General features: G+C 46.2%; 12 protein-coding genes and 1 pseudogene. 8 read left to right on the top strand and 5 right to left on the bottom strand.

Annotation, left to right across the window (positions count from 1 at the left end; genetic code table 11):
• Positions 1-198 precede the first annotated feature (198 nt).
• The 8 genes from QUA25_RS27820 to QUA25_RS27785 all read left to right on the top strand — a co-directional run bounded on the left by QUA25_RS27820 (position 199) and on the right by QUA25_RS27785 (position 6,734).
• A complete protein-coding gene (locus QUA25_RS27820) occupies positions 199-2,070 on the top strand; it encodes a serine/threonine-protein kinase (protein WP_333042841.1) in 1,872 nt (623 codons plus the stop codon).
• 25 nt (positions 2,071-2,095) lie between these two features.
• A complete protein-coding gene (locus tag QUA25_RS27815; protein ID WP_333042840.1) occupies positions 2,096-2,662 on the top strand; it encodes a GNAT family N-acetyltransferase in 567 nt (188 codons plus the stop codon).
• 25 nt (positions 2,663-2,687) lie between these two features.
• Complete coding sequence (locus QUA25_RS27810; RefSeq protein ID WP_333042839.1) at positions 2,688-3,932, top strand: RNA polymerase sigma factor; 1,245 nt, start codon at positions 2,688-2,690, stop codon at positions 3,930-3,932.
• 194 nt (positions 3,933-4,126) lie between these two features.
• The gene (locus QUA25_RS27805) at positions 4,127-4,486 is read left to right on the top strand and encodes a YciI family protein (RefSeq protein WP_333042838.1); all 360 of its coding nucleotides are present in this window, start codon (positions 4,127-4,129) and stop codon (positions 4,484-4,486) included.
• 318 nt (positions 4,487-4,804) lie between these two features.
• Entirely contained in the window at positions 4,805-5,257 is a 453-nt protein-coding gene (locus tag QUA25_RS27800) for a nuclear transport factor 2 family protein (protein WP_333042837.1), read from the top strand.
• Between the two features lie 37 nt (positions 5,258-5,294).
• Positions 5,295-5,726 (top strand): YciI family protein, encoded by a 432-nt coding sequence (locus QUA25_RS27795; RefSeq protein WP_333042836.1) that lies wholly within the window; start codon positions 5,295-5,297, stop codon positions 5,724-5,726.
• Positions 5,727-5,817: 91 nt separating this feature from the next.
• On the top strand, positions 5,818-6,228 hold the full coding sequence (locus QUA25_RS27790; protein WP_333042835.1) for a VOC family protein: 411 nt from the start codon (positions 5,818-5,820) through the stop codon (positions 6,226-6,228).
• 98 nt (positions 6,229-6,326) lie between these two features.
• Positions 6,327-6,734, top strand: coding sequence for a VOC family protein (locus tag QUA25_RS27785; protein ID WP_333042834.1), 408 nt, complete (start codon positions 6,327-6,329; stop codon positions 6,732-6,734).
• Positions 6,735-7,058: 324 nt separating this feature from the next.
• Here QUA25_RS27785 and QUA25_RS27780 read toward each other — a convergent pair whose 3' ends face one another.
• From QUA25_RS27780 to QUA25_RS27760, 5 genes and pseudogenes are all read right to left on the bottom strand, one after another.
• Positions 7,059-7,994, bottom strand: coding sequence for a branched-chain amino acid ABC transporter permease (locus tag QUA25_RS27780; protein WP_333042833.1), 936 nt, complete (start codon positions 7,992-7,994; stop codon positions 7,059-7,061).
• 53 nt (positions 7,995-8,047) lie between these two features.
• Positions 8,048-8,641 (bottom strand): annotated as a pseudogene (locus QUA25_RS27775) (IS630 family transposase); the annotation flags it as partial.
• A gap of 120 nt (positions 8,642-8,761) precedes the next feature.
• On the bottom strand, positions 8,762-8,998 hold the full coding sequence (locus QUA25_RS27770; RefSeq protein ID WP_333042831.1) for a hypothetical protein: 237 nt from the start codon (positions 8,996-8,998) through the stop codon (positions 8,762-8,764).
• 192 nt (positions 8,999-9,190) lie between these two features.
• Positions 9,191-10,141: a branched-chain amino acid ABC transporter permease gene (locus tag QUA25_RS27765; protein ID WP_333042829.1), complete on the bottom strand. Its 951-nt coding sequence runs from the start codon at positions 10,139-10,141 to the stop codon at positions 9,191-9,193.
• A 163-nt stretch (positions 10,142-10,304) separates the two neighbouring features.
• Positions 10,305-11,561 carry an ABC transporter substrate-binding protein gene (locus QUA25_RS27760; RefSeq protein ID WP_333042828.1) on the bottom strand — a complete coding sequence of 419 codons (1,257 nt, stop codon included), beginning with the start codon at positions 11,559-11,561 and terminating at the stop codon, positions 10,305-10,307.
• Positions 11,562-11,823 lie beyond the last annotated feature (262 nt).

The raw sequence follows: 11,823 nt of genomic DNA, 5'->3' as shown, positions 1-11,823 counted from the left end.
TTTTCTTGTTTTATTGACCCTACATTAGATTCTTCTGAGTCCTTGTGTCAAGCCTAATTGAGATGCTCTTACCCTGAGTAAAAACCCGCTTTCTTTGGTATTTATGCACAAGTTTTATTTGATCTAGCTTCGCAAAGCTCAAATCCCAAATCCCCAAATCCCCAAATCTAAAGTCTAAAATCTAAAATCTAAAATCGAATGAGTTACTGCCTAAACCCCAACTGTTCCAAGCCGCAAAACCCTCCCGCAGCCAAAATTTGCCGAAACTGCCGTTCAAAACTGCTGCTGCGCGATCGCTACCGGGCTATAAAGGCGATCGGACAAGGCGGTTTTGGTAGAACATTCCTCGCCGTTGACGAAGACAAACCCTCAAAACCCCGCTGCGTCATCAAACAATTTTTACCCCCAGAAACCCAACTCATCCCATCAGCAAGCAATCGCAACAGCAAAAAAGCAGCCGAACTTTTTGAACAAGAAGCAATGCGATTAGACGAATTGGGCAAACACCCTCAAATTCCAGAACTATTAGCCTATTCCATTCAAGACAGCAGACAATATGTAGTCCAAGAATTTATCGACGGGCAAAATTTAGCACAAATTGTAGAAACAGAAGGCACATTTACAGAAAATCAAATTCAAGACTTACTCAATAGCTTATTACCCGTCCTTCACTTCATCCATTCCCACAACGTTATTCACCGAGATATCAAACCTGGGAACATCATCCGCCGCGCCGACAAACAATTAGTTTTAGTAGACTTTGGCGCCGCAAAAATTGCCACAGGTACAGCATTACTCAAAACAGGAACCAGCATCGGCAGCCCGGAATACATCGCCCCCGAACAAGCTAGAGGCAAAGCATTTTTTACCAGCGATTTGTACAGTTTAGGGGTAACTTGTTTGTATTTGCTAACTCAAGTTTCCCCTTTTGACCTCTTCGATCCTGGTGAAGATGCCTGGATATGGCGGCAGTATTTGGCCAACAACCCGGTGAGTGAACAACTCGGGAAAATTTTAGACAAAATGATTGAAAATGCTACCAACCGCCGCTATCAAACCGCTGTTGAAGTATTAAAAGAAATTAATCCCCAAGTTGCGATCAATCTAGCAATTCCTCAAACAAATTCCAAGTTAGTTAAACCAGGAAAAACTCCCGCCCAGCCCCAACAGCAAACCTATAACTGGCAATGTCTTCACACCCTCACAGGTCACAAAAACTTAATTTACTCTGTGGCTTTCAGCCCCAACGGAGAAGTTGTAGCCAGCGGCAGCGATGACAAAACAATCAAGCTGTGGGGAGTTGAAGACGGGCAAGAAATTGTCACCCTCACAGGACACGCTAACTCGGTTTATACAGTAGTTTTCAGCCCGGACGGACAGATACTAGCCAGCAGCAGCCACGACAAAACTGTTAAACTTTGGCGGATGAAAGATGGACAAGAAATCCGCACCCTGAACGGTCACAGTAACTCAGTTTACGGCGCCGCTTTCAGTCCCGATGGCGAAATTATTGCTAGCAGCAGTTGGGACAGAACAATCAAGATTTGGCGAGTCAAAGACGGGCAAGAAATTCGCACGCTTGCGGGTCACATCAATTTAGTTTATTTTGTTGCTTTTAGCCCTGATGGCGAAACTCTTGCTAGCTGCAGTTGGGACAGAACAGTCAAAATTTGGCGAGTTAAAGATGGGAAGCTAATTCGCACAATTACAGGTCATACAGACTCGGTTCGCTGCATAGCTTTTAGTCCAAATGGAGAGTTTTTGGCGAGCGGCAGCCATGACAATACTATTAAAATTTGGTGGGTCAAAGATTGGCAAGAAGTTTTAACTATCACAGGACATTCTTGGTATGTTGATTCTATTGCTTTTAGTCCCGATGGCGAGATTATGGCTAGCAGCAGCAATCAAACAATCAAGATTTGGCGAGTGAAAGACGGTCAAGAAATCTGTAATATTGCAGGTCATACTAACTCTGTTTATTCCGTTAGTTTTAGCCCGGAAGGAGAGTTTTTGACTAGCGGCAGCAGTGACAAAACTATTAAGATTTGGCAGAATATGATGTTTGTTTAATAGCCGATAATTAAAGTTGTAAATCATGATAAAGATTGTAACCAAAAGATTTCTGCTGCGTGACTTTGTAGATTCCGATCGATCGCCATTCTTGGAGTATCAAGCCGATCCGCGCAACCAGACATTTTACGAACCCGATCGGTCTAGTCCCGACCAGGCCGCACGTCTATTCGAGATGTTTCAGACCTGGGCTGACGATCGCCCTCGACTGAATTACCAATTGGCGATCGTACAACGACAGGAACCTTACGCCCTTGTCGGTTGCTGTGGACTGCGGCGAAGATTGTCTGAAACTGGCGAGATGGAATTTGGTCTTGAACTGGCACCAGCCTATTGGGGGCGATATGCCTACGCGATCGAGGTGGGGCGTGCGCTGCTCGACTTTGGGTTCGCGGAACTCGATCTGAAGGCGATCTCCGGGTCTACCGTCAGTGCAAATACCCGGATCGCTCGGTTGGCCCAGTGGATAGGAGCAGAAGTAGTTGCTACCCGCCCAGGGTCCTCATGGATGTCCGATCGCGGTTGGAGCGAGGTCGATTGGCGGATTGCACGGGCGCAATGGGAGCATCGTACTCTGCGGCACGGCCGATAATATATTTTTGTTTGGTGAACGGTTTATGAATGAGACAGCAGCCAATCAAATCCGTCAGCAGGTGGAAGCTGTGTACCGGTCCGAGTCGCGCCGCGTTTTAGCCACCCTGATCCGCTTGCTCGGCGACTTCGATCGCGCCCAAGAGGCGATGCACGAAGCCTTCGCTGTGGCTGTAGCGCAATGGCCCCGTGACGGCATTCCCGCTAACCCACGATCGTGGCTTGTTTCAGTGGGTCGCTTTAAAGCGATCGACACCATCCGCCGTCGCGCCCGCTTTGATACGCACTTGGCAGAACTCGCTCAACAACTCGATCCGAGTCACACCACAATCGAGGATGACGAGGACGTTGAGGACGATCGCCTGCGCTTGATTTTCACTTGCTGTCATCCGGCCCTGTCGCCAGAAGCTCAGGTGGCGTTGACGCTGCGGGAAGTCTGCGGACTCAGTACCGAGGAAATTGCCAGCGCCTTCCTGATTGCTCCCCCCACCTTGGCGCAGCGGATCGTGCGGGCCAAGGCGAAGATCCGATCCGCACGCATCCCTTATCAAGTGCCGTCGAAAACCGATTTGCCCGATCGATTGGACACCGTGCTTCAAACGATCTACCTGGTGTTTAACGAAGGGTACGCGGCCTCATCTGGCAGATCGTTGACGCGGGCCGATCTCGCTGGCGAAGCGATCCGTTTGGGACGGCTGGTAATGGAACTGTTGCCAGACTCCGAGGTGATTGGACTCCTGGCGCTGATGCTGCTGCAAGAATCGCGGCGCACCGCACGCACTTCCTCCACAGGCGACCTGATCCTTCTAGAAGACCAAGATCGATCGCTCTGGAATCAAGCACAAATTTCTGAAGGCAGGTTGCTGGTGCGGCAATCGCTATCATCGGGACGGTTTGGTTCCTACACGCTTCAGGCTGCGATCTCAGCCGTGCATTCAGAGGCCCAGAGTGCTGCTGCAACGGACTGGGCGCAGATTGTGGGCTTATACGACTTGCTCGTGCAATTAGAGCCGTCGCCCGTTGTTGCCTTAAATCGGGCGGTCGCAGTGGCAATGCGCGATGGCCCCTTAGCGGGACTGCAATCGATCGACGAAATATTAGCGCGCGGCGATTTGGCAGACTACCATCTGGCACACTCCGCGCGAGCCGATTTGTGTCGGCGGCTGGGCAGAACGGCTGATGCCAGAGAATCCTACCAAAAGGCGCTGGCGATCGTGAAACAGGAACCAGAGCGTCGTTTTCTCGAAAAACGCCTTCGCGAGTTAGGCTGAAAAAATTTTTTGCTGCGCTGTCGATTTGCAGCCTCGCCGAACGACTACTAATATCAAATCCGTTGACATCGGAGTTATTATCTCTCTCTTCTCTTTCTCTGTGTCCTCTGTGTCCTCTGTGGTTTAATCATTCCGATCTAACCGGAATTGATATAAATGAAGGCGACTATCTCAGATCGAATTTAGGAGTAACGATGAAATACATATTGCTGATTTACAGCGACGAAAATGCCTGGACTGAAAGCGAGCTGCAGCAATGCTACGCAAAGTCTTTGCAGCTAACCCAAGAACTGCAAGCGAACGGTCAATATTTGGGTGCTTCGCCGCTACACTCGATCGCCACAGCAACCAGTATTCGAGTGCGTGACGGGAAAAAACTTGTCACCGATGGGCCGTTTGCGGAGACGCGCGAACAACTCGGCGGCTACTTTCTGATCGATGCCAAGGATCTTGACGAAGCGATCGCGATCGCAGCACGCATACCAAGCGCCAGTAGAGGTACGGTTGAAATTCGCCCGATCGTGGAACTGTCGGGCTTGCCATCAGACCAGTAGTGGCCGTCAATCGATTTTAGATTTTAGATTTTAGATTTTAGATTGACTTGCGCGAGATAAATGCTCTTTCTTGAGGATTTTCGATTTTCGATTTTGGATTGATTCCACGGATAAATCACGTGGCGGGTACCACCTTTGAAATTCGCTTGTCAATACCGCTCAACGCAAACTTCCACATCCGCACTGACAAACTTTTTCAGAAAAAATGTTCAACTTGTCGATCGCACGCACCTCTATTCGACTAGATGGTAGAGCAAGGGTTAGCAGTTTTCAATCTGCGCCCGGAAAACCAATCGATATAAATAAGGAGATACCGCGATGACTGTGACAACCGAAACCACCAAAACAAAAGACGAAGCCCTGATTCGACAAATCATCGCAGATACCGCCAGTGCCATCTGCGCCAAAGACCTCGATCGCATCATGGCGCACTACGCCCAAGATGTGATTATTTTCGATGCCATACCGCCGTTCCAAACCAAAGGTGCAGATGAATTTCGACGGAGGTGGGAGGCCTGCCTGCCTTGCTTCCCGGACTCCTTCGGAATTGAGATGCGAGACCTCAGCCTCACCGTGAGCGGTGATTTGGCGATCGCGCACTGGCTTTTTCACTTCACAGGGATGCCAAAAGATCACCCAGCGGCGCAGATGTGGATGCGAATCACCTCTGGGTGCCAGCGGAAACATGGCAGGTGGCAGATCGTGCACGAGCATTGCTCTGTCCCCTTCGATCCAGAAACGTCTAAAGCCGTTTTCTCGATCGCACCTTAGCCCAGCTCAACAACCATAAACAAAAGGAGATTTCACTATGAAAGTCATGGTTCTAGTCAAAGCTACCGAAGACTCAGAGGCAGGCGTCATGCCCAGCGAACAGCTTCTGACGGAAATGGGGCAATACAACGAAGCATTGGTCAAGGCGGGAATTATGCTCGCTGGCGAAGGGCTGCATCCCAGCTCAAAAGGAGCGCGGGTGAGGTTTTCAGGCACAAATCGCAGCGTGACTGACGGGCCGTTCACAGAGACAAAAGAGCTGATTGCCGGATACTGGATCTGGCAAGTGCAGTCGATGGAGGAAGCCATCGCCTGGGTCAAACGCTGCCCCAACCCGATGCCAGGAGAATCCGAGATCGAAATTCGCCCGATCTTTGCAGCAGAGGACTTCGGCGAATCCTTGACGCCCGAACTCAGGGAACAGGAAGAACGCATTCGGGCGGGGGCAGAACAACTCCAGCGTTTTTGAGGGCATAAATACTGCCTGACTTTTCGTCCGGCAGCCACATCATTTCCCATGAATGGATTGCTCGATCGAGTATTAACCAAAGGAGTACATGATGCAATCGAATATTTATCTCTTTTTTGACGGTGAATGCGAAGCTGCATTTAAATTCTACGAACAGTGTTTGGGTGGCAAAATCGACGGGATGATGACCTATGGGGATGCGCCCATGTCTGAGGAAATTCCCTCCGAACAGCGCGATCGAATCATGCACGCCAACTTAACTGTTGGTTCAATGGTATTGATGGGTTCTGACACTCTACCCGATGACTTTAAAAAACCACAGGGATTCTCTGTGAATCTTCAATTTGACGATCTGGTCGAAGCGGAGCGGATCTTTCAAAAATTGGCAGAAAACGGAACGGTAAAGATGCCATTCCAAGAGACCTTCTGGTCTACCCGTTTTGGAATGCTTGTCGATCGATTTGGCACACCGTGGATGATTAATGTCCAGCCAGCTACCTAACCCTTTCAAATTTGCTCACAGGCCTTACCCTTCAATTCAAACATTAGCGATTTTTCGCTAATGTTTCACCTTGCGATCGAAGTTAAAAAGGAGAAAACATGGCCACTAAAATTTTCGTGAATTTACCCGTCAAAAATCTCGATCGGTCTGTCGAATTTTTTACTAAACTTGGATTCAGTTTTAACGCCCAGTTTACTGACGAAACTGCCACTTGTATGGTTGTGAGCGAAGACATCTTCGTCATGCTTTTGACAGAAGCTAAGTTCAAGGAATTTACACCCAACGCAATTTGCGATGCCACCAAGAGTACAGAAGTGCTGGTGTGCTTGTCTTCCGAGAGCCGAGAAGAAGTGGATAAAATGATTAGCAAGGCAGTTGCTGCTGGGGGAACGACCTACAATGAACCGCAAGACTACGGATTTATGTATAGTCATGGCTTTCAGGATTTAGATGGCCACATTTGGGAAACTATGTTCATGGAACCCAGCGCAGTAAATCAAGGTTAGGCATTTTTTATCTGCTTCCTGAAAACAATACAAAGCTCTTCTCAATGAGTCCAAATTAGTGATTGCATTGAGAAGAGCGATCGAATATCCAAAAAGGCCACATAAACCATGAATTCATCATCTAAACCAGTTGGCTACAACTGCGTTTCGCTGTATTTCGTTGTCGATGGTGTACCAGAAACATGGCATTTCTCATCTGAGTATTGGCAACGATCGAACTGAGGCGGTTCCCCAATAATCGCGAAAGCCGATCGACTCTGAAGTCCGCATCAACGATAGGGTAGTGATGATTGCTGATGTCAGCGATGGCTGGCCATCCTTTTTTTAAACAGAAGTACGATCGGCCTTTTTAAATTTCTTCAACAACTCCGGCGTCACCAAACCTTGCGGAAAAAATATCGTCCCTAAAACAATCAGCAACCCAAAAATAATTAAACGTCCATCCCGCAGAAATTGCGCCAACCAAATCGGCAATCCCTGAATAGTTGCCATTCCCCTCAAAACCTCCGGCAAAGCAGTAAACACCATCCCTCCCAAAACTGCTCCCAGAAAAGTTCTGCTACCACCAATCAACACAGAAGTCAAGTAAATAATACTAGCATCAAAAGTACCTTGACGGGCGTTCCAAGTATTCAGGAAATGAGCGCTAACTGCACCCACAACCCCAGCTAAAACAGCACCTAACGTGAAAGCCAAAACCTTATAAAAAGTTGGGTTAATGCCGATCGCATCAGCCGCTAACTCATCAGCGCGGATCGCTGCAAAAGCCCGCCCCACCCGAATCCGTTCCAGCCGATAGACAATCGCCATACTTACCAACAGTAAAGGTACTACAATCCACAAATACTCGATCGGCGTCGCAAACGGTTGCGGAATCCCAAAAATGCCCACAGCCCCACCAGTGATATCTAGATTCAGGGATAAAACCCGCAAAATTTCCACAAAAGCAATAGTTGCGATCGCCAAATAAATCCCGCTTAACCGCAGCGCCGGAATTCCCACTAAAATCCCCAGCAACCCCGAAACAGCCCCTGCAATTATCATCTCTAATAACAACAACGGCAGTGGAAATAAACTCCCTGTCTGTTGAAAAACCGTCGTAGATAAAATCGCCGCAATATACCCACCCAAAGCATAGAAACCAGGGCTAGCCAGAGACAACTGTCCAGTCATTAAAGGCAAATAAAGCGACATTCCCAACATTGCACCCAGCAACATCGAGACAATCAAAAACCCGTAAGTAGTAAAAAATTCATTCATAACTTTTTTTATTTCTTAGTCTTTTAGAGAGGGACTTATAGCGTTTCCTATAGTCATGAGGTACAGTAGCAACAATGAGCAAACCAGTTATGAATATCTTTTTTAGTAACTTGTAGCATAGCATCTGTAATTGCATCAATTAAGTCTAAATAATTTCTGGCTTTAAGTTTTCTTAACAGAGATTTCACTTTTGACCAAAAATTTTCTATCGGGGAAAACTCGGGAGAGTAAGGAGATAAATAAATTAACTTTGCTCCTGCCTCTTCGATAAATTCTTTCACCATTTCTCCGCAATGAATTTTAGCATTATCCATAACTACACAAGCACCTTGCCAAAGTTTAGGAACTAATTCTCTCAGGATAAATGCTTCAAATGTTATTCCATTTACTGCACCATAAATATTTCTTGAGGCTACCACTTCTGTACTCGATAAAGCCGATATTAAAGAAATATTGGTTCCCCTTTTGAGTGGTTTTTCTCCTCTCGCTCTTTTACCTTTTAAGGCTCTTCCATATAGTCGTACCATTGCTAGATTAACTCCGGATTCATCTATAAAAATCAGGTCTTCTGCCCGGATGTCCCGGATTTTTTCCCAAAATTCTACTCGGGCTTTTTGAACTCGTTCGCTTCTTTTTTCAGCCGCATAGAGTGTTTTTTTTTGAAAGTATAATTGAGTTGATGGCTAATTCTTCCCATGGTCGATATACTTACTTTTATTCCCGTTTTTAACTCAAGCATTTCCGTTAGTTCTTTTAAAGTTGCATCATTATTCTCTTCTATTATTTGCACTAAACTCACTAATTGTTCGCCCTGTTAATTTGGTGGGTGGACTTCCTCCTTGAGCAAGAGGACTTATATCTCCTGTCTCTTGGGCTTTTTTTAGTAATTTTTGAACAAAGCTCTTAGCTACCTTAAAACGTTCTGCTAGTTTTCTTATTGAGATATTTTCTTGTTCTCTCACTTCTATTATTTTTTTTCTAAAATCTAGTGAATACGGTTGCATTGATGATTTTCCTCTAAATAGTTTTACTTTACCAAGTGTACCTCATAGCTGTGAAAAACGCTATAGTTTGACTCTTAAGCGATTTCAATCGCCGATTTTTTTTTACACCTTTTAAATCAAACACCTCTATTTCTTAGTCTTTTGGAGAGGGACTTAGTTTGACTTTTAAGCGATTTCAATGGCTGAATTATCTTACACCTTCTGAATCAAACGCCGTCCAAACAAACCCTGCGGTCTAACCAATAGCATAATAAACAATATAGCAAAAGCAACAGCATCCTTATAAGCCGAAAAATCACCAGGCACAAAAGCCTCCACCAAACCAATTATAAAACCTCCCAAAACTGCCCCAGGAATACTCCCCAACCCACCAAGTACAATCACCGCCAAACCTTTCAAACCAAAAGCAATACCAAAATACGGTCCAGCAATACTCACACTAGAACCCACCAAACTCCCCGCCAAACCCGCCAGAAAACTGCTCACAAAAAACGTCAACACAATGTACCTATCAGTATCAATCCCCAATAAACTAGAAGTAGTCGCATCTTCAGCCACAGCCTGCATTGCTTTGCCAAATTTAGTAAAATTTATTAAGTAAGTTAAGACAGCCACAATCGCAACTGATACCGCAAAAATTACTATTTGAACAGTCCGAATCGGAATTGGTTTATCCGCTGTCCCGAAGTTAATGGCAGCCGGTAAATAGCCGTAAGTGTTAGCAGGAAAAGTGTAAATTTCCGCACCGACAAGATATTGGATGATATTGGCTATCGCAACAGCCACACCCAAACTAGAAACCACAGTCAGCAGAGAATCAGAGTGTCGCCTGCGCAAAGGCAAAAAAGCAACTCTTTCAACAATTACTCCTACCAAACCAGCCATGACACTGCCCAAAATTAACGCCACAGCAAAAGGCAAATTCACGGGAATTCGAGCGTTAGCCCACAACCCATTAAAACCGAAAGTACCTCCCATCAGCGCATAGGTGAAATAAGCACCCAACGTAAATACTGCACCGTGAGCAAAATTAATAATTCCCAGAATAGAAAAGACCAACGTGTATCCCAGGGCAAAAATAGCATACACGCTGCCGATCGACAAACCATTCAAAAATTGTTGCAGAAACAGAGTTAAGTCCATCACCAGTTAGAGATTCGGCATCAACATTAAATCATTCAAAAACAAACAGCATACAATTTTTACTCTGACTTCTGACTTCCCCCCTTGGGGGGCGGCGAAGTTAACCTCAGACTCACACTCAATAACTCATCCGTGTATCCGTGTCAAAATTCGTCTTTTGTATTCATTTCAAAAACTCAAACTTACCATTATTGCCATCCGCCTCCATCTTAATCCGTGCCACATAAAACTCTTTCTGATTAATCTCCCCTTCAGGCGTAAAAGAAATTTCCCCCAGAGGCGTATCGTACTTTCCACTCAACAACTGCTGATTCAAATTTGTACGCAATTCTGCCAAAGGTTTTTGGCTAACCTTCGACTTAGCATTAATTTCTTTTAATGACTCAACAAAAACTTGTACGCCCGTAAAAGCTTGAGCGCTAAACTGAGGCGGTTCCTTCTTAAATTGAGCGCGGTAAGCATCGCGAAAAGCCTTATTAACTTCATTTTCATATTCCGGGCTGTAGGCTTGGGCAATCAAAACTCCATCACAAAGTGCTTTACAAACCGCAAACACATTAGAAGTATTCAGACCGTTGCCCCCAATGATAACGCCTTTGTAACCCAACTCCCGCAACTGCTTAATTAAATTGCCTCCATCTGCGGCCAACCCAGAAATAATTATCAAATCGGGATTGACATTTATCGCATTAGTGGCTTGAGATTGAAAATCTGTATCAGTAGTCAAGAATTTTTGAACTGTTGCCAATTCCAGTCCCATATCTTTAACCGTTGTCTGAAAAGTTTCAGTCTCAGATTTGCTAAAAGCATCATTCTGAGCAAAAAACACGGCTACTTTCTTAATATTGGGATTTTGCTTCAGGGCCGCCTTAACCGCATTAGGTGCTACCACAGCGACAGGCGCGGAGACTCTGGTCACATAATCGCCAATCTGGGGAATGCCTTTAGCGGTGTTGGAGGGTCCGAGTACGGGAACTTTTGCTCGATCGGCGATCGGATCGGCACTAAAAGCTTGTTGGGACAGAGTTGGGCCCACAATACCCACCACCTTATCCTGATTGATCAGAGTATTGAAGGCATTGATCGTCCCTTGTTCGTCTCCACCGGTATCTTGGAACACCAGTTTAATAGGCGTCCCATCCACACCGCCCTTATCGTTGAAATACTTCTCAGCAATTTTCGCCCCAGCCACCTGTTCCTGACCCAGCAAAGCCACATTGCTAGTTTGCGCCACCCCAACCCCAATGGGAATAGCGGTAGAGTTCCTCGCAGCAGAACCCTGTGGCGAAGTTGCCGGAGATGGCGAAGTACCTGGAGATACGGCAGTTGATGTCTGGGGAGTGTTGGTCTGACTGCAAGCGATTAGCAGTAAAGCGCAGGTAACGAACAAGGCAGTAGGACGAGCGGCAGGTTTTTTCATAAGGGGGCGATCAAACATCTATATATAGAACATCTACACGTAGAGATATTCTACCCATGCGCGGTAGATACTCCCCCCAAAAGCCCCATCTTGCAAAAAAAAGACCCCTTCCCGAAAAGAGGAGTCAGCCAGCGGAGGCAGGATGGGAAACAAACAGCTCAAACCCTCACTGTGTAAGGCTTACCAAAAAACTCAAAAATATTTTCACAAAACGCTTGACAACCCCTTGCCAAATAAGTATATTAATAAAGCGCCAGAAGGG

This window comes from Microcoleus sp. Pol17C6, from assembly GCF_036701145.1.
GTDB lineage: Bacteria > Cyanobacteriota > Cyanobacteriia > Cyanobacteriales > Microcoleaceae > Microcoleus.
This window is presented reverse-complemented; position numbering and strand designations above follow the sequence as displayed.